General features: G+C 58.6%; 17 protein-coding genes. 16 read left to right on the plus strand and 1 reads right to left on the minus strand.

Annotated features, from left to right (window positions below; genetic code table 11):
• Window positions 1-38 precede the first annotated feature (38 nt).
• The 13 genes from arc to I6I94_RS00790 all read left to right on the plus strand — a co-directional run bounded on the left by arc (window position 39) and on the right by I6I94_RS00790 (window position 16213).
• Entirely contained in the window at window positions 39-1910 is a 1872-nt protein-coding gene (arc, locus tag I6I94_RS00730; RefSeq protein ID WP_201620756.1) for a proteasome ATPase, read from the plus strand.
• Between the two features lie 7 nt (window positions 1911-1917).
• The gene (dop, locus tag I6I94_RS00735) at window positions 1918-3624 is read left to right on the plus strand and encodes a depupylase/deamidase Dop (protein WP_128087787.1); all 1707 of its coding nucleotides are present in this window, start codon (window positions 1918-1920) and stop codon (window positions 3622-3624) included.
• A gap of 61 nt (window positions 3625-3685) precedes the next feature.
• Window positions 3686-3880 carry a ubiquitin-like protein Pup gene (locus tag I6I94_RS00740; RefSeq protein ID WP_006887166.1) on the plus strand — a complete coding sequence of 65 codons (195 nt, stop codon included), beginning with the start codon at window positions 3686-3688 and terminating at the stop codon, window positions 3878-3880.
• Window positions 3881-3946: 66 nt separating this feature from the next.
• The gene (gene pafA, locus I6I94_RS00745) at window positions 3947-5413 is read left to right on the plus strand and encodes a Pup--protein ligase (protein ID WP_023133061.1); all 1467 of its coding nucleotides are present in this window, start codon (window positions 3947-3949) and stop codon (window positions 5411-5413) included.
• 145 nt (window positions 5414-5558) lie between these two features.
• A complete protein-coding gene (locus I6I94_RS00750; RefSeq protein WP_006887258.1) occupies window positions 5559-6728 on the plus strand; it encodes an FKBP-type peptidyl-prolyl cis-trans isomerase in 1170 nt (389 codons plus the stop codon).
• Window positions 6729-6834: 106 nt separating this feature from the next.
• A complete protein-coding gene (locus tag I6I94_RS00755) occupies window positions 6835-7230 on the plus strand; it encodes an FKBP-type peptidyl-prolyl cis-trans isomerase (RefSeq protein ID WP_006887121.1) in 396 nt (131 codons plus the stop codon).
• Between the two features lie 130 nt (window positions 7231-7360).
• On the plus strand, window positions 7361-9415 hold the full coding sequence (locus I6I94_RS00760) for a helix-turn-helix transcriptional regulator (RefSeq protein WP_201620757.1): 2055 nt from the start codon (window positions 7361-7363) through the stop codon (window positions 9413-9415).
• A gap of 38 nt (window positions 9416-9453) precedes the next feature.
• Window positions 9454-9792 carry a hypothetical protein gene (locus I6I94_RS00765; RefSeq protein ID WP_006887286.1) on the plus strand — a complete coding sequence of 113 codons (339 nt, stop codon included), beginning with the start codon at window positions 9454-9456 and terminating at the stop codon, window positions 9790-9792.
• Between the two features lie 20 nt (window positions 9793-9812).
• Entirely contained in the window at window positions 9813-10055 is a 243-nt protein-coding gene (gene tatA / locus I6I94_RS00770; protein WP_006887266.1) for a Sec-independent protein translocase subunit TatA, read from the plus strand.
• Window positions 10056-10253: 198 nt separating this feature from the next.
• Complete coding sequence (gene tatC, locus I6I94_RS00775) at window positions 10254-11138, plus strand: twin-arginine translocase subunit TatC (RefSeq protein ID WP_006887189.1); 885 nt, start codon at window positions 10254-10256, stop codon at window positions 11136-11138.
• Between the two features lie 140 nt (window positions 11139-11278).
• Window positions 11279-14179, plus strand: coding sequence for a DEAD/DEAH box helicase (locus tag I6I94_RS00780; protein ID WP_201620758.1), 2901 nt, complete (start codon window positions 11279-11281; stop codon window positions 14177-14179).
• A 39-nt stretch (window positions 14180-14218) separates the two neighbouring features.
• A complete protein-coding gene (locus tag I6I94_RS00785) occupies window positions 14219-15304 on the plus strand; it encodes an amidohydrolase (protein ID WP_201620759.1) in 1086 nt (361 codons plus the stop codon).
• A gap of 174 nt (window positions 15305-15478) precedes the next feature.
• Window positions 15479-16213, plus strand: a complete 735-nt coding sequence (locus I6I94_RS00790) for a polyprenol monophosphomannose synthase (RefSeq protein WP_023133068.1) — start codon at window positions 15479-15481, stop codon at window positions 16211-16213.
• Window positions 16214-16316: 103 nt separating this feature from the next.
• On the opposite strand, the gene I6I94_RS00795 is transcribed toward I6I94_RS00790, so the two are convergent.
• Window positions 16317-17009 carry a TetR/AcrR family transcriptional regulator gene (locus I6I94_RS00795; protein ID WP_236588887.1) on the minus strand — a complete coding sequence of 231 codons (693 nt, stop codon included), beginning with the start codon at window positions 17007-17009 and terminating at the stop codon, window positions 16317-16319.
• 189 nt (window positions 17010-17198) lie between these two features.
• On the opposite strand from I6I94_RS00795, the gene I6I94_RS00800 reads away from it, so the two are divergent.
• From I6I94_RS00800 to I6I94_RS00810, 3 genes are all read left to right on the plus strand, one after another.
• Window positions 17199-18641 (plus strand): flavin monoamine oxidase family protein, encoded by a 1443-nt coding sequence (locus tag I6I94_RS00800; RefSeq protein WP_201620760.1) that lies wholly within the window; start codon window positions 17199-17201, stop codon window positions 18639-18641.
• A 93-nt stretch (window positions 18642-18734) separates the two neighbouring features.
• Window positions 18735-19625, plus strand: a complete 891-nt coding sequence (locus I6I94_RS00805) for a universal stress protein (RefSeq protein WP_128087780.1) — start codon at window positions 18735-18737, stop codon at window positions 19623-19625.
• A 55-nt stretch (window positions 19626-19680) separates the two neighbouring features.
• Entirely contained in the window at window positions 19681-21153 is a 1473-nt protein-coding gene (locus tag I6I94_RS00810; protein ID WP_201620761.1) for an NAD-dependent succinate-semialdehyde dehydrogenase, read from the plus strand.
• Window positions 21154-21235: the final 82 nt, after the last annotated feature.

A 21235-nucleotide genomic window follows, 5' to 3' on the forward strand; every position in this document is an offset into this window, starting at 1 on the left:
GTGGTTTTTACTGGTTTTCTTACGGGGAGCGAGGATTGATGAGCGGTTCAGAACCTGCACAGCACACGGAAACGCAAGGCCAGCAGCCCAGCCCGGCGCCGCACTATTCCGCGTCCTATGCTCAAACCCCCGGTGCTACGCCCGGGCCCATGCCCTCAGCGCGGGCTGTCAGCCCCCAAGAGTATGATGCGCTGCTCAGGCGGCTCAGCGCCGCCGAAAGCACCCGCACCAATATGGAGAGGAACATCCGCAGCGCCGGGGAGAAAAACCGCAAACTGGTGGAGGCGCTGACCCGCGCCAAAGCCGAAATTGAGCGGCTGAGGGTTTCCCTTGCTCAGCAGGTGATGCCGCCGCTGAATTCGGCGCTTATTCTTGCGGTAGGCACCGGCCGCACCACCTACACGCAGCTGGCCGACGGTAAAACCCCGGCAGAGACCGAAGACTACCTGGATGTGCAGGCTGGGGGTCGGCTGGTGCGTGTCCCCATATCACCGCTGCTTGAACGCAGCGACCTGGCCCCGGGCATGACCGTGCTGCTGAACGAGCAGTCCGAGGCGGTACTCTCACTCGGCTATGAGGGCTACGGTGATGTGGTGACGGTGCGTGAGGTGCTCACCGACGCTAAGGTGCTCATTGATACCGCTTCCGGGGCGCAGCAGGTGGCGCGCATCGGCGGCGCCCTAGCCTCTGAAACGCTGCGAACCGGGGATGCTGTGACACTCGATACCCGCACCCGCATGATCACCGCGAAAGTACCGGCATCACGCTCCCAAGAGCTGGTACTTGAAGAAATTCCGGACATCTCGTACGCACAGATTGGTGGCCTCACCACCCAGCTGGAGCAGATCCGTGATGCGGTTGAGCTGCCCTATTTGCACCCCGAAATTTTTGAACGCTACCACCTGGCGCCGCCCAAAGGTATCCTGCTGTACGGCCCGCCCGGCAACGGTAAAACCATGATCGCTAAGGCAGTAGCGCACGCGCTGGCCGAACGCGCCGCCGCGCTAAACCCCGGGGCTAATACTCGCGGGTACTTCCTCAATATTAAAGGCCCTGAACTTCTCGATAAGTTCGTGGGCGAAACCGAACGGCAGATCCGGGATATTTTTACTGCGGCCCGCGAAAAAGCGCAGGCAGGGCACCCCGTGGTGGTGTTCTTCGACGAGATGGAGTCCCTTTTCCGTACGCGCGGCACCGGCCGCTCCTCCGATATTGAGACCACAATCGTGCCGCAGCTGCTTGCCGAAATTGATGGTGTGGAATCACTCAAAAACGTAATTGTTATTGGTGCAACCAACCGTGAAGACCTCATTGACGCGGCCGTGATGCGCCCGGGCCGCCTAGACCTAAAAATCCGTATTAACCGCCCGGACGCCGCTGGGGCAGCCGAAATTTTTGCGCTGTACCTCACCGACGACCTGCCGTTTGATACCGCCGAAGTGGACCGCCACAGCTCGGTGGACGCCGCGGTTCAGGCGATGATTTCGGCAGCAGTGCAGCAGCTGTACTCGCGTACCCCCGCCAACGCCTACGCCATAGCCCGCGTAGACTCAGCACACGCCAAATCGGGGGCAGCATTGACGGGGCACACGCTGTACCGCGGGGATTTCGCGTCGGGTGCGGTCATCCGCAATATTGTGGACCGCGCCAAAAAACAGGCCATTAAAGAGCAGCTGGACACCCTCATCACAGCCCCCGGTGTGCCCCCTGCGGCGGGAGAAATCACTGGAGGTATCGGCACCCGTCACCTGCTGGAGGCGGTACGCGCCGAGTTCGAAGATCAGGTGGAGTTGCCTCCGCTGCCGGATATTGAGGATGCGCTCGCCATGGCCGGGGTGCGCGGGCGGATTGTTTCGGTGGAACCGGCCCACACCGCTGCCCGTGCTGTCCCTGACGAGTCGAAGGAGTAGCAGTCAGATGCGTACACCACGGTATGGGGTGTCCCGCGTGATGGGTGCGGAAACCGAGTACGGGGTGATTGCCCCCGCCGCGCCCGGGACGAACCCCACCATCCTGTCGGCAATGGTGGTAAACACCTACTCTAAGCTGGTGGCTGCTCGGGAGGCTGCGCTGCGGGGAGAGGTTGAGTCCCGTGCGGCCCAAGCGCAGCGGGCCCTATGGTCTGCGGAGTCTGAGTCCCCGCTCACCGATGCGCTGGGGGGAACGATGAGCGAGGCGCAGGCACATGTGTCGCAGCTGACCCATACCCGCCGTGAGCTCACCAGCGAAGATATTGCTTTAGAGGCGCTGCGTGAGGCCGGTATTGATGGGGATCAGCAGATGATTCACGGCCGTGGCGGCTACCCGGAGCGGCTGGACTGGGACCGGGTTACGATGAACACGATCCTGCCCAATGGGGCACGTCTTTATGTGGATCATGCGCACCCCGAGTATTCGTCCCCGGAGACGCTCACACCCGCCCAGGCGGTGCTCTACGACGCGGCAGGTGATGCTATCGCGTATGAGGCTCTTGCTGAGATCGCCTGCCACGCCGAGGACCGCTTGCCCGCCGTGAAGCTGTATAAAAATAACACTGATTCTAAGGGCCAGTCGTACGGTGCCCACGAGAATTACCTGGTGGATCGTACGGTGCCTTTTGATGAGGTGGCGCAGGGGCTTCTGCCATTTTTTGCAACCCGCATAATTTTCACGGGCGCCGGGCGTGTGGGTATTGGCGTCAATGGTGAGAAACCGGGTTTTCAGATTAGTTCCCGCGCCGACTTTTTTGAACGCACCGTGGGGCTTGAGACCACTATCCGGCGGCCTATTATTAATACCCGTGACGAGCCGCACGCCGATTCTGAGAGGTACCGGCGTCTGCATGTTATCCCGGCTGATGCTAACCTTTCTCACTACTCGAACCTGCTGAAGTTCGGTACTGCGGCGCTGGTGTTAAACCTGATCGAGTCGGGGCGGGTACCGTGCATCCAGCTCACCGACCCGGTGGCGGCGATGCACACGGTCAGCCACGATACGACCCTCAGCGCACAGCTTCCTGTGGCGCAGTATCCCGGTGGTGCTGCAACCGCCACAGCCTTGGAGGTGCAGCGCACTTACCTGAAGGCTGCGCTGGCTCATGAAGAGAGCAGCCCCGCCGGCGTGGATGAGCCGACCCGGCAGATCCTTATCCTGTGGGGGCAGGTGCTGGATGCGCTGGGACGGGACCCGATGGAGCTTGCCGACCGCCTGGATTGGGTGGCGAAGTATGCGTTGGTGCGCGGCTATGTGGCTAAAGGTGTTGCCTACAGCGACCCCAAGCTGAAGGCGCTCGATTTGCAGTACGCTGATATTGACCCTCAGCGCGGGCTGTACCATCGGCTGGTTGCGCGCGGGCGTATGCGCACCCTGTTCACTCCGGAGCGTATTGCGCGGGCGGGGCGTACCCCACCGGAGCAGACCCGCGCCTATTTACGCGGCACTCTCATGAGCCGCTGGCCGGATGAGGTGATCAGTATGAACTGGGATACGGTTGCGTGCCGGGGTAAGTACTCGCGGGAGCTGACCCGGCTGGTGATGCCTGAGCCGACCCGCTATAACCGTTCGGAGGTTGAGCCGCTGCTGGAGCGGGCGCGGCATTCGGATGAGCTGTTACAGTTATTGGCGCGCGGTACTGCCGCCTCATAAACCCGTTCGTTGGCGGCGGTTCAGCAAGGCCGCCGCTTTTAGGTGAAGGAGAGAGTTGATTATGTCACGTGAACGTATGAGTGCCTCGGAGCCGCTGGGGCAGGAGCAGGCCCAGGAGCAGGAGCTGACGCTAGCTTCCCATTCGGCGGTGCAGGATGTGAGCGAGGTCGATGACCTGCTGGACGAGATTGATGGGCTGCTGGCTGAAAACGCCGAAGATTTTGTGACCGGTTTTGTGCAAAAGGGCGGCCAGTAGGACGCGGGGGCGCGGTAATAGCTGAAGCGCTCCGCACCGTAGTAGTGCCGGTGAGGAAGAAGAGTAGTGCAGCAACGCATCGTTGGTATTGAAACCGAGTTTGGTCTTAGCTACGTGCCCAAGGGCCTTGGCAGGCTTAGTAATGAGGAGGCGGCAGCGGCTTTGTTTAAGCCGGTGCTGGATGAGTGGCGCTCCACAAACGTATTCCTGCCAAATGGTGGTCGCCTGTACCTGGATGTGGGCTCGCACCCCGAGTACGCCAGCGCCGAGTGCGCCAGTATTGAGGAGCTGTTAGCGCAGGAGCGGGCCGGTGAGCTGCTGTTGGCGCGTTTAGCGCGGCAGGCCCAGCAGCGTCTGCGCACCGAAGGGGCACACGGGACGCCGCTTGAAGGGTCGTTCTACCTGTTGAAAAATAATGTGGACTCTGCGGGTAATTCCTACGGCAGTCACGAGAACTACCTGATTAGCCGTAAACTGGCGTTCCCCACGCTTATTGAGCAGCTGGTGCCGTTTTTAGTTACGCGTCAGATTCTGGTGGGCGCCGGTAAAACCCATCCGAAAGGCGGGCCGGTGTCTGGTTCGACTGACCCGGCTTCAGCGACCGGTGTGCCCTCGTTTTCGTTCTCTCAGCGGGCGGACCATATTTGGGAGGCGGCCAGCACCTCCACCTCGCGGGTGCGTCCACTGATTAATACTCGTGATGAGCCGCACGCGGATGCCTCAAAATACCGGCGGATGCACGTGATTAATGGGGACTCAAATATGGCTGAGCCGACCGTGCTGCTCAAGATTGTGAGTACGGATCTGGTGCTGCGCATGCTGGAAGATCGTTTCCCGCTGACCAGCCTGAATATTGTTTCAGTGCCTCAGGCGTTGCGTGCTATTAGCCACGATATGAGCGGGTCCGCCGCATTTGAGACTGCTGACGGGCAGCGGTATACGGCCTTGAGTGTGCAGCGCCACTACCTGGATGCCGCCCGCAAGTACGTGGACTGGCATGGGGAGCATCATCAGCACGTGGGTTACGCCCTCGATTTGTGGCAGCGTACCCTGGATGCGGTGCACAGCGGCGACTACAGCAGTATTGATACCGAGATTGACTGGGCTATTAAGAAGAAACTGTTAGACGCCTATATTTCCCGGGCGCAGGCTGCGGGGCAAGAGACCAGTTACGCGAGCGCACGCATACGACAGCTGGATTTGGCGTACCATGATATTGACCCGGATCGTGGGGTGTACCATGCGCTGGTGCGCCGTCAGGCGGTAAAAACTGTGTTACCTGCCGGAGCCGCCGAGCACGCAATTGATGAGCCTCCAGCGACTCGCGCCCGGTTGCGTTCGCAGTTCGTTAAGGCGGCAAAGGCAGCAGGGGAGCAGTTCACGGTGGACTGGGTGCACATGCGGTTAAACGCCTACCCGCAGCATACTGTGGTGTGTAAAGATCCGTTCCAAACACACAGTGAACAGGTGGATGAGGTGGTCGCTATGCTGGGGCATAAACACCCCGAACCGCCCGCACCGCCGTTAATCTAGTTTTTGCTCTTGAGCCCGGGTGCAGCCCCTTAGATGGTGGTTTCATCACTCACAGCGTACTGCGTGTGACCTTCCGCCCCTTGTGGCGGTAGCATGGGTTTTTGAGTGTCGATTCAAATCACCAACCAACCGAAAGGAAGCCTTCGTGCTGAAGCATCATAAAAAAGCAGCGGCCGCGTCTGTGTTGTGTCTGAGCTTACTGCTGAGCGCCTGTGGTAATAATACTAATAACGCCGATAACCCCCTTGATAAGGTGCAGGTCGATATGAATGGGGCCACGGCAGCCCCTTCAGCCTCTTTTTCAACGCCTTTTTCGGTGGATCGTAACGTGTCACGTGTCATCGAAGAAGGCAGCGGTGAAGCTATCCAGGATGGCGATAATATTCTCGTCGAAATCACTCAGTTCAATGGGACTGATGGAAGTTCAAAGGATGCACAGGGCAGGGAACAGACCACCTACGCATCCGCCCCTTTCAACATCACGGTTAATGAGCAGTTGAAAGAAGAAGACCCCGAGGCATATGAGACGGTTAAGAAGCTGAAGGTCGGCGGCTCATTCATGATGAGTTCTAACCGGGATCCTCGCGTTCAGCCTTCACCGGGGGCTCCGGCTAAGACTGTCTCACCGGGCACTCCCACCAATGTTCAGGTCATTACCGTGAAGCAGAAGATTAACAACCTTGTCTCGGGTAAGGCTGAGGCGGAAGACCCGAAGCTTCCCAAGTTTACTCTGGATGAGAAAAGCGGTAAGGCTGAAATTAAGCTGCCGGAAGATAAGGGTGAGGAGCCGAAGGAGCTAGTCTCTAAGGATCTGATTGTCGGCTCGGGCGAAAAGGTTAAGGAGACCGATAACGTATACGCCAGGTACATGGGTGTGCGCTGGTCGGACGGTAAGGAATTTGAAAACCACTACAATGCTGATTCCACACAGCCAGTGGTCGGGTTCCCTCTGCAGCAGGTGATCCAGGGGTGGCAGAAGGGACTGGTAGGTAAGACTGTCGGTTCCCGTGTGGAGCTCATCATCCCTGCCAACCTTGCATACGGTGAGCAGGCACCCGAAAATACGAAGGGCGCCTTGGTGTTCGTGATCGATATTATCGATGCTAAGACTAACCATTCGGCGGTCAAGGCTAAGGAACAGACGGACGCTTTGAAGAAGCAAGCAGCTGAGAAGGCGGCTTCCGCCTCCGCTAATCCTTCTGGTGGTGCGGCTCCTTCGCAGACCCCGGCGCCCTCCGGTGATGGTTCAGCTTCCGCTTCTGCCAGCCCGGCTGCGACCGAGCAGAAACCTAGTGAGAGCGCATCCACCAAGTAGGTAGCCCGCAGTTTTGTGCGGTACCCGCGCTTTGAGGGCGCGCTGTCGCGGGTGTGCGGCCCGCGCACTCATTCACATCACTGAAATTAGTATTCTAAGGAGACACATGTCATTTGGTCAGCGTAACCTCGACCGGCAGAAGCCCGAAATCGAGTTCCCCGAAAATGGGGCCCCCACCGAGCTTGTGGTGAAGGATTTAATTGAGGGGCACGGCGCGCAGGTTGTGCCCGGCTCCCGCGTACTCGCCCACTATGTGGGGGTGGCGTTCTCAACCGGTGAGGAGTTTGACGCCTCGTGGAACCGGAATGAGCCGCTGCCGTTCCAGGTGGGTGTGGGCCAGGTGATCCGCGGCTGGGATGAGGGCCTGATCGGGATGAAGGCCGGTGGCCGCCGCCGCCTCGAAATCCCGGCTGATATGGCCTATGGTGATCGCGGTGCCGGCAGTGCTATCGCCCCGGGAGAGTCCCTGATTTTCGTGGTTGACCTATTAGAGGTTCGTTAACCACAGTCCGTCTAAAAGTAAAGGTGTTTTCGCTGCTGCGTCCTGCCTGAGCCAACCGGCTTCGGCGGGACGCAGCCTTTTATAGGCGCTCGCCCCTGCCCTTTCGGGTGGAAACCGTAGAATGGTGGGTATGGAAGAACTCTTCAGGGTGTACCATCTGCTGGCGTGCAGCCCCCGTTACGGTATTTCACGCACCGAATTTTTGGGTGCGCTCGGTATTAGGGTGGGGCGTGATGATGCGCTCAGCCCATCGCAGGAGCAGGAGTTTGAGCGCGCGAAGAAGGCGCTGCGTGATGCGGGTATTCCGCTGGTGAATACAGAAACCGGCGGGTACCGGTTACAGGTGGGGCCGAACCCGCTCACCGGGTGGGATATGACCGTTGAGGATTACCGGGTGCTCGATACTCTGTGCAAAGGCTGGTACGGTACGGACCTGGAAGACAGCGCCCGCCGCATCCTGCGGAAGGTGGCCGCGAGCGTGCCGAACCTGCAGCATGTTAAAAAGCTGCACTCCCACGCTGAGCCGCTGACCCGCATCCGTTTTCAGGATGACCCGTACCTGGAAGAGATTTTTTCGGCGCTGGCCGAACATAAAAACGTCTCAGTCTCCTACCAGAATTACAGTGGTGCCCGGCGTCAGAGTACCCTTTCGGTGTGGGGTGTGGGGCACCGTTACGGCAACTGGTATTTCGTGGGTTTTGACTCCTCGAAGGCACAGCCGCGAGCCCAGCAGCAGGGTTTCACATACCGGCTCTCCCGCATGGGGTCTTTAACGGTTCTTAAGACCGGGCCGAAGGCGTTCACGGCGGCGCCTGTGCAGTTCAGCATGGCTGATTCTCTTGACCGGCTGGGCCGGTGGCAGAACAGCACCCTTACCGTTGAGGACGCCCGCACCGGGCAGCAGTTTACGGTGCCTTCTTACGGGACAGTTGAGACCGCCACCGACGCTATCAGCAACGGCTGGCGTATACCGCATGCGGAGGATAATGAGCACCAGCGCACGGTTCGGCAGGTGCAGCAGCGTATCCTGCGTGAGCTGCAGCAGGCGCATGAGCACCCTGCTAAGACCCCAAGCGGGTGGAAGAAAAACACAACCCGCGATAGGCCTGATGCGGTAGATAAGCTGATTGACGCGCTTTTAGCGTTGCACTGTGTGCAGGCCACCGGTGAGCAGAGCCTGAAAACTATTGGTGCCGCCCTGGCGGTAGATACCGGCAAACCGAAGAAACTTCTTGATGCATTCCGGGCGGTTGAGGCGCACTACGACCGTCACGTACCGGAGGATTTTTTACCGTTTGAGCGGGGGTTTGACGACCCGCAGACCAATCACAAGGGCGCGCACCTGGTGGAGTACCTGCCGTTGGAGGCGGGGCACCAGCTGTATGCGGGGGTTGCTTTCTCGGACGTGGAACTTGCCCTGTTAGTGTTCAGCTTGGATGCGGCACAGCATATTCTGGGCCGCAGCGAACAGCTGAGCAGGTTACGGGATACTATCGCCAACAGTTATGGTGACCGCGCCGGTGAGCTTTCCCGCGCTTTAAGTTTCCGCCCGGACGCACCGTGGCGTACCGAGATCCTGGAGGCGCTCGCATCGTCCCGGGCGTTACGCATCCGGTACGGGGATCAGGATTTTGAGCGGGTGATCGACCCGTATGGGCTGGTGTTCATGTATAACCAGTTCTACCTGTATGCGTTCTGCCGAACTTCTGCCGGGCGTGTGGGGCAGCGGGATGCGTGGCGTAATTTTAGGCTCAGCAGTATCACGCATCTTGAGGATGCTGGCCCGGCGCACCCGCGAACCCCGCCTGCTCACGCGCACACCCCGGAGCAGTGGAGTCGGGCCCAGCAGTTCGACGAAGATAACCCGTTCGCTCTTTTGCGGGTGCGGGTGGAGGCGCTGGGCAGCCCCGGTTCTTCTGCGGTGAAGGAGGCCTGCCACCGTCTGCTGAGGGTCAGTTCGCACGCTGTTGCGCTTGATGCGGCTAAACCGAACAGCCCTAAAGTATTTCATCGGGTGCATTATTTTCCGGGGGAGCGGCGGCAGGGTATGAGGCGTATTCTTGATACGGTCATTGACGGCGGCGGGGCCCTGGAGCTGCTGGGCCCCCAGCAGTTACGGGCCGAATTATTGGAGCGCATTGATGTGCTGATGGTTGAGGAAGGTTCGCCGGACGCTGAGTCGTAGGCCGTTCTTTCTGCACGCGAGCTTGTATAATATTAAGCATGCCGTGGTGGTTCTGGGTTCTGCTGTGGGGTGCGCTGAGTATTACCGCCCTACTGTTTTTGGCGTTTCTTGGGTATAGGGCGCTCGTGAGGGGGTTTACTCTCCTTGATGATGTGACCACGTGGGCCGAATCAATTGAACAAAGTTTTGACGACGCCGAGGCGAATGTGCGCCGCAAAATACCCGCCGAGCAAACCTTGGGGATTTTCACCCCGGTATCTGCGGCATACAATAACTATGAACAAGGTAAACAGACACGCAGGTCTGAGCGGATCAAGCGACGGGTCTCCCGACGAGATCGACTCGGCCAACCTCAAAATATCGGAGACCTGCTCTAACACAGAAAGGTTCACACCTTATGGGTCAGATTTTTAGCCATCCGGCGACCATTATCGTTGTTATCCTCCTCATTGTCCTGCTTTTTGGCGCCCCGAAACTGCCCGGTATGGCGCGTAGCCTAGGCCAGTCGATGCGTATCTTCAAGTCTGAAGTTGAGGGTATGAAGAGTGACGGTAAAGAAGCCAAAAAAGATGGTGAAGGAAAGAAAGACGAAACCGTCACCGCCGAGGTTGTGGACAACGGTAAGTCCGACGCCAAGTAGCTGAAAACTTTAGAACCGTTCGGCCCGCACTTGTTAAACCCCTGTTTAACGGGTGCGGGTTAGTGGTAATCTAAAGTAGTTTCGGGGCGCCCGGGTTACCGGCCACCCCGCATGAGGTAGAACATGCTCAACGCTGTACGTGCAGGGCACCGGTAGTGCCCGTACAGAGGCCAGAAAATCTGAAGTAGCGAGGACACGATGGCAAAGCCTGATCAGGATGTGCGCAGCCGCAAAAGCAATCCCGAGGCGCGCATGGAACTTAAGGAGCATCTGCGTGAGTTCCGGGACCGTCTCATTAAAGCAGCTATCGCCACCCTTATCGCGGCAATATTATCGGTTATTTTCCTTTACCAGCCGTTCATTAACGCCATCTCCCAGCCGCTGATCGAAATCAACGAGCAGCAAGGCCGCCACGCCACCCTGAACTACTCAACCATCGCGTCCCCGTTCGATCAGCTCATGCGCGTGGGCATGTACATTGGTTTGGTGCTGGCTTCCCCGGTGTGGCTGTACCAGGGGCTGCGGTACCTGCTGCCGGCGCTGCACGCGAAAGAGAAAAAGTACCTGTTCGGGTTCCTTTCCGGTTCACTGTTCGCTTTCGCCTGCGGTGTGGCGATCTCCTGGTGGACGCTGCCGGGGGTTGTGCGAGCGCTGACCATGTTCACCCCCAGCCGGGCCGAAAACATTATTGCCGCCAACGACTACATCGCGTTCGTGGTTAAGTTCATGTTCTTCTTCTCCTTAGCGTTCGTGATCCCCGTGATCCTGGTGGGTATTAATATGCTTGGGCTGATCCGCGGTAAAACCGTGCTGAAATCCTGGCGGTGGGTGGTGGTGCTCGTGGCTGTTATCGCCGCCATGACCGCCCCAGGCACCGACATTATGATGATGTTCTACCTCATGGCACCGCTGCTGGCGTTCTTCTTCATCGCCATCGGCATCTGCCTCATTAATGACAAGCGCCGCGACCGTCGTGAGGCGAAACTTGCCAAGGGCATGACCGAAGAATCGATCAAGACCGCAACCAGTGCCGAAGACCTCGCCGCGATGGGCCATTTCGAAAAGGATGAGGCGAAAAACTAGCCCGCTCCATTGCACACACAGCCCCGGATAACCTGCACGTTTTCCGGGGCTTCACTGCACCAGTTTTACCACCCCGGGCTTTACATACGCCCCGGCGGATACCCGGTTTTTGGGGGTTGGTGCACCGGTAGAATAGAACCATGCCGAATAACGAGAACACCAGTTACGCCGCACAGTACCAGGCGGCTCAACAACGCGCCGCCCACGCAAAAACCGCCCTGGCGGCCTTCGAGAAAAACCTGGGGTTCCCGCTGGATGATTTTCAGCAAAGCGCATGCCGCAGTGTAGAGTCCGGTCGGGCGGTGCTGGTGGCTGCCCCCACCGGTGCCGGTAAAACCGTGGTGGGGGAGTTCGGTATCTACCTGGCGCTGCGCAAACGTCTCAAAGCTTTCTACACTACCCCCATCAAGGCGCTCAGCAACCAGAAGTACCACGATTTTGTGCGAGAGTACGGTGAAGAGACCGTGGGGTTACTTACCGGGGATACGAGCATTAACGCCGAGGCCCCTGTCCTTGTGATGACCACCGAGGTGCTGCGCAATATGCTCTACGCCGATTCGCCCACCCTTGAGGGGCTCGGGTACGTCATCCTGGACGAGGTGCACTACCTTGCCGACCGGTTCCGCGGCGCTGTCTGGGAAGAGGCGATCATCCACCTTCCCGAACACGTCACTGTTATCTCCCTCTCCGCGACCGTCTCTAACGTCGAAGAGTTCGGGGCTTGGCTCGATACGGTGCGCGGCGGCACCGACGTCATCGTCTCGGAGCACCGGCCTGTGCCTCTATGGCAGCACATGCTAGTCGGCAACCAAATCGTGGATCTTTTCACCCCCGACCCGGAGGAGAAGAGGGCATCGGGTGCCCGCCGCGCCACGAAACGCCCCAAAAAAGACGCCGACGAGCACACCGCACCCGCCGGGATGCGTCTGAACCCGCAGCTCAAACAGCTCCGGCCCGGTTACGGGGCTGACCGGGGTTACCGTGGCCGCGGCGGCAAACGTGAACGGTTCCGCCGCACCCGCAAACACCACAGCACCGCCCAAACGTTCGAGGACAGCCGCCGCACACCCCACGCCGCACAGGACAACTCCCTGCGCCCGCACCGTATTTCCCGCCCGGAGATGGTACGCACCCTCGATAAAGCAGGGCTCCTTCCGGCCATCTGCTTCATCTTCTCCCGCGCCGGGTGCGACGGTGCCGTCACCCAGTGCATCGACGCCGATCTGATGCTCACCACCGACGAGCAGCAGCGAACCATCCGCGCATACATCGCCGAAGCCACCGCGCACCTTGACCCCCGAGACCTCAACACTCTCGGCTACTATGAATGGCGAGAAGGGCTCCTTCGCGGCATCGCCGCACACCACGCCGGGATGCTGCCGCTCTTCAAAGAAACCGTCGAAACGCTTTTTACCACCGGCCTCATTAAACTTGTCTTCGCCACCGAAACCCTCGCCCTTGGCATTAACATGCCCGCCCGCACCGTCATCCTCGAAAAACTCACCAAATACAATGGTGAAACCCACGTAGATATCACCCCCGGCGAATACACCCAGCTCACCGGACGCGCAGGCCGGCGCGGCATCGACATTGAAGGCCACGCCGTCATCGCCTGGCGCCCCAACACCACCGCAGCGCACGTCGCATCCCTCGCCTCCACCCGTACCTACCCGCTGAACTCCTCATTCCGGCCCACCTACAACATGGTGGCAAACCTCATCGCAGCCTACGGGGCAGAACGCACCCGGAAAATCCTCGAATCCTCCTTCGCCCAATTCCAGGCCGACAAATCCGTCGTCGGCGTCGCAGCCCGCGTACGCAAAAACGAAAACGCCCTCACCGGATACCACGAATCCATGCGCTGCCGCCTCGGCGACTTCGCCGAATACTTCGCATTACGCCGAGACATCAGCGCCCTCGAAAAGAAAGCAGAAAAAACAAACCAGCGCCACGCCCGCACCCAAGCGCACCAGAGTATCCAAGAACTACTGCCCGGAGACATCATCCACATCCCCACCGGGCGCCTGCGCGGATACGCCGTGGTCACCACCCGCGCCGAATCCAACACCGACCCCCGCATCGGAATACTCACCGAAGACGCCCACACCCGCACCGCAACCCCCCGCGACTTCGAAGGTATTATCGACCCCGTCTCACGCATCAAGCTCCCCAAACGGCTCACCCTCAAAACCCCCAAAGAACGCCGCGACACCGCCTCGCGCATGCGCCAAGCCCTCATCGACCACAAACCCCCACGCGAAACCAAACACCGCACCATCACCGAACGCCCCAACGGGCTACAAGAACAGCTAGAAACCCTACGCACCAAAATGCGCAACCACCCCTGCCACGGGTGTTCCGAGAGGGAAACCCACGCACGCTGGGCCGAACGCTGGTACAAGCTCAACTCTGATACCGACGGGCTCCGCCGCCAAATAGCCCGCCGCACCAACACCATCGCCCACGTCTTCAACCGCATCGCACAACTACTGACCAGCTACGGGTACGTCAACCGCGCCACCGACGGCGAGCTCACCCTCACCAGCACCGGCCAAAGCCTACGGCGCATCTACGGCGACAAAGACCTTCTCACCTGCCTCTGCCTCGAAGCAGGATTCCTCAACACCCTCGACCCCGCCGCCATCGCCGCAACCATCGCCGCCCTCACCTACCAAGGAAAACGCGACACCATCGAACACCTGCCCCGCTACCCCCACCCCTCCCTACGCGAAAGCATCACCACCATAAACCGTGAACTTGCACGGCTAAACGCCTCAGAAGAAGAACACAAACTCCCCCAAACACCCGCCTGCGACTTCGGGCTCGTAGAACCCATCTACGCCTGGGCACGCGGCGCACACCTCGCCAAAGCCCTCGAAAACACTGACCTCACCGCAGGCGACTTCGTCCGCTGGGCAAAACAAGTCATCGACTCCCTCGACCAGATCACCCACATCAACGGCATCAACGCCGATTTACGCGCCCGCTGCGAAAAAGCCATCATCCTCATCCGCCGCGGCGTCATCGCCCTCGACATCTAACCTAAACCACCCCACCAGCGAACCCTAAGGACAAACACCATGACCATACGTGTACTCCTCAACGGCAGCATCTACACCCCAGCAGACCCCTACGCCACCGCCATACTCACCGAACACGGAACCGTCCGCTGGGCAGGCTCCGACGCCGGGGCACGCTCCATCACCGACAACACCATGGAAACCATCGACCTCAACGGCCGACTCGTCACCCCCACCTTCACCCGCGCCCTCGCACCCGTCACGGGAAAAACCACCGCCGAAATCCTCACCTACCTCACCACCGCACACCACGCCGGATACCACACCCACACCCTCACCACCGACCCCAACACCCTACAGCCGCTCATCGAAGCAGCCCAACAATTCACCAGCACCCACACCACCGCCGACCTGCGGATCCTCCTCACCAACACCCCACCGCACGCCCTCACAGAAACCATTACCCACACCCGCGAAACCCTCAACGGCACCCCACTAACCCTCGCCGGCCTACACGCCAACACCCCAGCAGAAGCCCAACACCTCGCTGACACCGCAGCCCAAACACAGCTAACGCTCTGCATCAACGCACACTCCCACCTCACCCAAGCAGCAGCCACCGCACAAACCATCCGCCGCACCCACCCGCACCTCACCCTACGCCTCGACACCATAAAAACCACACCCGAAGAAACCCTCAACGACCAAGAACTTCAGGCGCTCGCTAACTCACGTATCAGCCTCGGCCTGCAAACCACCGCAGAGAACGCAGACCTCGCCCGCCACGCAAACACCATCGGGACCCCCATCAGCATCGGCTCAGACCCCACACTCGACGCGCCACTAGGCTGGCAAGCAGTCAAAATATTCGCCACCGCCCCCCGCGGAATCTCCGCACGCTCCGCCTTCGCCGCACTCACCCGCAGCCCCCACCGTGCGCTCGCCGACGCTAACCCCTTCGCCGGTCAGCTCGCCCCCGACACCCCCGCCAACCTCGCCATCTGGAATGTCACCGAGCTCATGGTACAAGCCCCCGACTCACGCGTAGCCTCATGGAGCACCGACCCCCGCGCCCGCATCCCGCTGCTGCCAGCCCTCGACGTACCGTTACCCACACTAGAGCGCCTCTACACTCAGGAACAATAAAACCCGCCCCAGCCCCACCAACACCCCGAAATACATGTGAACAAACTGAAAATTTACCTAAAACACCCCCGCATCAAACACCCAATAGCAGCGCCCCACACCACAACCGGTATACTTGACCCCTAGGAGAAAGTTTTTACAATCCCACTCGCATTTAAGGACTCAGGGAGATTTATGCGCGTACTCACCGTTATTCCCACATACAATGAAAAAGAAAACCTTCCAGTCGTAGTGGAGCGCCTGCGCAAGGCAGCCCCCGAAGTCGATATCCTCGTTGTCGACGACAACAGTCCCGACGGCACCGGACAAATCGCCGACGACATGGCAGCCAAAGACCCCCAAATCCACGTACTGCACCGCACCGTCAAAGACGGCCTCGGCGGCGCATACCTCGCAGGATTCGACTGGGGCCTCGCCGAAGGCTACGAAATACTCATCGAAATGGATGCCGACTGCTCCCACCAGCCCGAGCAGCTGCCCTCACTCGTGCGCGCCGTAGAAGCCGGTGCAGACCTAGCCATCGGATCCCGGTACGTGCCCGGCGGCAAAACCAAAAACTGGCCCATCCACCGCCAGATCCTCTCCCGCGGCGCGAACCTCTACACCCGCACGATCCTCGGCACCAAAGTCAAAGACATCACCGCAGGCTTCCGCGCCTACCGCCGCGACGCACTCCAGCGGCTCAACCTCGACGGCATCGACTCCAAAGGCTACGTCTTCCAAGTTGACCTCGCCTGGCGTTCAGAACAAGCCGGACTCAAAATCGTCGAAGTACCCATCACCTTCGTCGAACGCGAAATCGGGGCCTCAAAAATGACCGGCAACATCATCTTCGACTCAATGCGCAAAGTCACCAGCTGGGGCCTCACAAACCGAGTAAACACACTCAAGAAAAAATTCGGCAAATAAAGCCCCACACCTCAATAGGGTGCCCGAAACCACACAGGCCGGGCACCCTACGTGTTTCCCCACCCCACACACCATCCAGCAGGGGAGAAGAACCACCACACCCTCACGAAATCACCCGCCGAGCCAACCCATACAACATCGCCTCCAAACCCACCACAAAAGCATCCTCCGCCGGGGCAACAGCCCCACCCCGCAACATCCGATACGCCTCCTGCAAACGCGGATAATCGCCCCCAGCAACAGCAGGATCAAAAACGTGATCAGGCGCGTTCGCATCCAAAGCGGCCCCCAAAAGAAACGCCTCCAACGCCTCAACCACACTCAGCGCCCGCTCCTGCGGACACCCAAACGCCGCCAGCGCCTCCAACACCAGCTCATACATCCGCAAAGTCTGCGGAGCCCACCCCACCGGAGTCAACGCCAAAGCCGCCACCAACTCCGCGCTCTCACTAAAAGCATCCCGATAAGAAACACCCCAGGCACCAAAAGCAGAAACCCACAACTCAGTCTTCGCCTGCACCGTAAGCTCCCGCTCAGCAAGAACCACAATAGCCTCCCGCAAAGAATCCACCCGAATTTCACTAACCACCGCATCACTAACAGCCCCCAAAACCTCATCACGAGACTGGAAATGGTTATAAAGAGACGACGGCGCCACTCTCAACTCCCGCGCCAACGCACCCATCGTAAAATTCCCATCCCGCGCAAGAAGCCGACGAGCTTGACGAGCGATCTTTGAAGCACTCAACACCGTAGAAGACGGACGCCCCACACGCCGAGAAGAAGAAAAACTCACACTACACCCCACATATCTTTCGCTATAAATTTTAATCTCAAAAACCCTCCCAATAACCGAAACACACAGGTAAAACCCACAGATTTTACGCCCCAAGAAATCACCAACTTCAATTTATTTGTGTTCTGGGATACACTAAAACGAACAGAATTCGTTTTTAGAATTCGCCAAGCGAAAGGTGTAAGAACCGTGATACCCAAAGATGCAACCACGACCGAACTAACCCGCGACGTCGCAATCATCGGCGCGGGCCCCTCCGGACTAACCGCCGCATACCGCCTGCAACAAGCAGGCCACACCGTAGCCGTCATCGAAGCACGCGAACGTGTAGGCGGCCGCACCTGGAGCAACCACATCAACGGCGCATTCCTGGAAATCGGCGGCCAATGGGTCTCACCCGACCAGACCGCCCTAATCTCCCTCATTAGCGAACTAGGCCTCAAAACCTTCTCCCGCTACCGTGATGGCGAAAACCTCTACCGCGACCCCAACGGCACCATGCACCGCTACACGGGAGACATGTTCCCCGCCAATGAAAAAACCCAACAGGAAATGGTGCGCCTCATTGAAAAACTAGATGCGCTCGCCGCTGAGATTGGGGCGCAGCAGCCGTGGGCCCACCCCAAGGCCCGTGAGCTTGACACCATCAGTTTTCACCATTGGCTCCGCACGCAGTCGGATGACGAAGAAGCCTGCAATAATATTGGGCTTTTTATTGCCGGAGGCATGCTCACCAAACCGGCTCACGCATTCTCGGCGCTGCAGGCGGTGCTGATGGCAGCTTCAGCTGGGTCGTTCTCGAATCTTGTTGATGAAGATTTTATTCTGGATAAGCGTGTGGTGGGCGGTATGCAATCCGTCTCTTTGACTCTTGCGCAGAAGGTAGGGGCTGAGAATATTATCTTGGGTCATCCGGCACGTGTTCTGCGGTGGCAGGAGCCGGGGGAGTACCCGGTGCGTGTTGAGGCTGAGGCATTCTCGGAAGACGGCGTGGCTTCCCCTGCTGATAACGTTATCGTGCGCGCTAAATATGTGGTGGTGGCGGTTCCGCCGAACCTGTATTCCCGTGTTCATTTCGTACCCGCGTTGGATCGCCGTCAGCATCAGATGCATCAGCACCAGTCGCTGGGGCTTGTTATTAAGGTGCACGCCGTGTACCCCACTCCTTTCTGGCGTGATAAGGGTCTTTCAGGTACCTGTTTCGCCGCTAATAACCTGGTGCAGGAGATTTACGATAACACCAACTATGACCCGCAGACCGACCAGGAAGAGTCACGCGGCACGCTCGTAGGTTTCGTCTCAGATGAGGCAGCCGACAAAATGTTCACTATCAGTGCTGAGGAGCGTAAGGCTCGGATTCTTGATTCTATGGCTCAGATGCTGGGGGAGGAAACGAAAAACCCCATCGTGTACTACGAATCTGACTGGGGCGCCGAGGAGTGGACCCGCGGGGCATATGCTGCTAGCTACGATTTGGGTGGTTTGCACCGGTATGGTGCTGATCAGCTCACCCCGGTTGGGCCGATTTACTGGTCATGCTCTGATATTGCTTCTGATGGCTACCAGCATGTAGATGGTGCGGTACGAATGGGGGAGAAGACCGCAGCCACGCTGGATGCGAAGCTCAAATAGTCACCTCGTAAGAGCACACACGGGTAGCTTTACTGGGTGCATCTGAATACTAGGGTGCGCCCAGTAGAGCTACTGAATTTACGGATGGGAAATATGAAGTACGTTGTAGGGTATTCTCCTGATGCGCGTGGTCGTGCCGCGTTGAATTTAGGCACGGTCTTAGCCCGCTCTTTGGGGGCCGAGTTAAACGTTGTGTACGTTATTAAGCCGCAGAACCCTCGCCTTGCAGCTCCCAAATCAAACTTTGGTGACCTACTTCAGGAGCAGGCGGTGGGTTGGCTGGAAGAGGCGCAATATTTGGTGCCCACCGATGTGAAAGCGCGTTTTCATTTGCGTCGCGCTGATTCTGCGGTTGCGGGTCTTATGGAGTTAGCCGGAGCTATTGACGCAGGGCTGATTATTGTGGGCGGCGGCAATAGCGGCAATTGGTTATGGCACTCTTTGGGGGCAGTGGGGAACGCGCTTTTACACCGTTCCCGTGTGCCTGTTGCCTTAGCGCCGCGTGATTACAGCGCGGATCACGTCATTAATCAGATTGATTGTGCAATTTCTCCTGATATTGATTCGATTAACCTCGTGGAAGAGGCTATCGCCACTCAGAATCGAACGGGTTTACCGGTGCGTTTAGTTTCGTTGTATGAGCAAAACGGGGCAGCGGATGACGAGTTGTACCGGGCCAGTATTGAAGATTTGGTGGAACAGTCAAACGTTGCACCGCATAACCCGCAGCAGCTAAGTATTGCAGTGGGTGCTGGGACCACGATCGTGGAGGCAGTGGATTCTGTGCACTGGGATGAGAACGCTATTTTAATGGCGGGTTCTTCCAAACTGGCTCAGCGCGGCGAGTTGTTCCTGAGTTCTACAACCGCGAAGATTATGACTAAGCTGCCTATCCCGCTGGTGGTTGTCCCACGCGATTACCATCCAGGGCGTAAAGGGTCGCAGCAGCAGCCGTGGACGGGTTCCATACCGGTCATTGAGTAGCCGCAGGGCATTGTTATATTTCGGTAGCGCATTTATTGCTAAAAGGAGAGAATATATGAGCGTAAATGTTGAGGCACTGGTGGCGAAGGTGCCTACAGGTTTGCTGATTGGCAGCTCGTGGCGGCCCAGCTCATCGGATGAAGTATTCGATGTTATTAACCCGGCAACGGAAGAGAAACTTGCCGCGGTATCTTCGGCCACGAGTGAGGATGCGGTTGCTGCTCTGGATGCCGCGTGTGCGGTACAGCAGCAGTGGGCTGCTACATCGCCACGTGAACGCGCCGAGATTCTGCGCCGCGCATATGAGCTAGTCATTGCACGCGCCGACGATTTCGCTACCTTAATGACCCTTGAGATGGGTAAGCCTCTGGCGGAATCTCACGGGGAGGTTGTCTACGGTGCCGAGTTTTTGCGCTGGTTCTCGGAGGAAGCTGTACGTGATTATGGCCGATACCACCCCACTCCAGAGGGTAAGAACCGCGTCCTGGTAGCCCGCAAACCTGTTGGTCCGTGCCTGCTGATCACTCCGTGGAATTTTCCGTTGGCAATGGCTACTCGTAAGGCGGGTGCAGCGATTGCTGCCGGGTGCACCATAGTTCTTAAGCCTGCACGTCTTACTCCGCTAACGTCCCAGTATTTCGCACAGACTATGCTGGATGCCGGTTTACCCGCGGGGGTGCTTAATGTGGTGCCTTCAGCCTCAGCTTCGGCTATTTCGGAGCCTTTGTTGGCTGATCAGCGGCTGCGTAAGCTCTCGTTTACCGGGTCCACCCCTGTTGGTAAGGCGCTTTTGGCTGCGGCAGCTCAGAATGTTTTGCGTACTTCGATGGAGCTGGGCGGTAATGCACCGTTTATTGTCTTTGAGGACGCGAATATTGCTGAAGCCGTTGAGGGTGCTATGGGCGCCAAGATGCGCAATATGGGGGAGGCGTGCACTGCCGCCAACCGGTTCTTGGTGCATGAGTCGGTAGCTGAGGAATTCTCCGCCCGGTTAGCCGCTAAAATTGGGGCTCTTAAGGTAGGAAACGGTCTTGATTCGGACACCACGTGCGGGCCGCTCATTGAGCAGAAAGCGGTGGATTCTGTATCTGAACTTGTGCAGGATGCGCTGGAACGCGGCGCACGTGCGATAGTGGGGGGACACACTATAAACGGTTCGGGATACTTCTATGCACCTACAGTACTGGTGGATGTTCCCCGGGATGCCCGTGTGATCCGTGAGGAAATTTTTGGCCCGGTAGCTCCTGTGCTGACGTTTACGACCGAACGGGAGGCGGTGCAGTTGGCGAATAGCACCGAGTATGGTTTGGCTTCCTATGTGTTCACAAGTGATACGTCCCGTGCCCTGCGGATGGCTGACTGTCTAGAGTTCGGCATGATGGGGCTGAACGTGGGGGTGATGTCGAATGCTGCGGCCCCGTTCGGTGGGGTGAAGCATTCCGGTTTGGGTCGTGAAGGTGCCGCCGAAGGTATCGCTGAGTACACCTACACCCAGTACATTGGGGTGAGGGACCCGTACGTGGGATAGTTTCGTATCGGCACAAGTACCTCATATTTCTTTTAGGGTTCGCCGCACTCTGGTTGGTGTGGCGGGCACACACAAAAAGCTA

Origin of the sequence: Rothia aeria, from assembly GCF_016726365.1 — a bacterium.
Lineage (GTDB): Bacteria > Actinomycetota > Actinomycetes > Actinomycetales > Micrococcaceae > Rothia > Rothia aeria.

Excerpts from the sequence above, each read along its gene's own strand:
- arc (WP_201620756.1), top strand. The coding sequence starts at position 39 with ATGAGCGGTTCAGAACCTGCACAGCACACGGAAACGCAAGGCCAGCAG.
- I6I94_RS00785 (WP_201620759.1), top strand. The coding sequence starts at position 14,219 with ATGACCATACGTGTACTCCTCAACGGCAGCATCTACACCCCAGCAGAC.
- I6I94_RS00790 (WP_023133068.1), top strand. The coding sequence starts at position 15,479 with ATGCGCGTACTCACCGTTATTCCCACATACAATGAAAAAGAAAACCTT.
- I6I94_RS00805 (WP_128087780.1), top strand. The coding sequence starts at position 18,735 with ATGAAGTACGTTGTAGGGTATTCTCCTGATGCGCGTGGTCGTGCCGCG.
- I6I94_RS00810 (WP_201620761.1), top strand. The coding sequence starts at position 19,681 with ATGAGCGTAAATGTTGAGGCACTGGTGGCGAAGGTGCCTACAGGTTTG.
- I6I94_RS00780 (WP_201620758.1), top strand. The coding sequence starts at position 11,279 with ATGCCGAATAACGAGAACACCAGTTACGCCGCACAGTACCAGGCGGCT.
- I6I94_RS00740 (WP_006887166.1), top strand. The coding sequence starts at position 3,686 with ATGTCACGTGAACGTATGAGTGCCTCGGAGCCGCTGGGGCAGGAGCAG.
- dop (WP_128087787.1), top strand. The coding sequence starts at position 1,918 with ATGCGTACACCACGGTATGGGGTGTCCCGCGTGATGGGTGCGGAAACC.
- I6I94_RS00765 (WP_006887286.1), top strand. The coding sequence starts at position 9,454 with ATGCCGTGGTGGTTCTGGGTTCTGCTGTGGGGTGCGCTGAGTATTACC.
- I6I94_RS00755 (WP_006887121.1), top strand. The coding sequence starts at position 6,835 with ATGTCATTTGGTCAGCGTAACCTCGACCGGCAGAAGCCCGAAATCGAG.
- tatA (WP_006887266.1), top strand. The coding sequence starts at position 9,813 with ATGGGTCAGATTTTTAGCCATCCGGCGACCATTATCGTTGTTATCCTC.
- tatC (WP_006887189.1), top strand. The coding sequence starts at position 10,254 with ATGGCAAAGCCTGATCAGGATGTGCGCAGCCGCAAAAGCAATCCCGAG.
- I6I94_RS00760 (WP_201620757.1), top strand. The coding sequence starts at position 7,361 with ATGGAAGAACTCTTCAGGGTGTACCATCTGCTGGCGTGCAGCCCCCGT.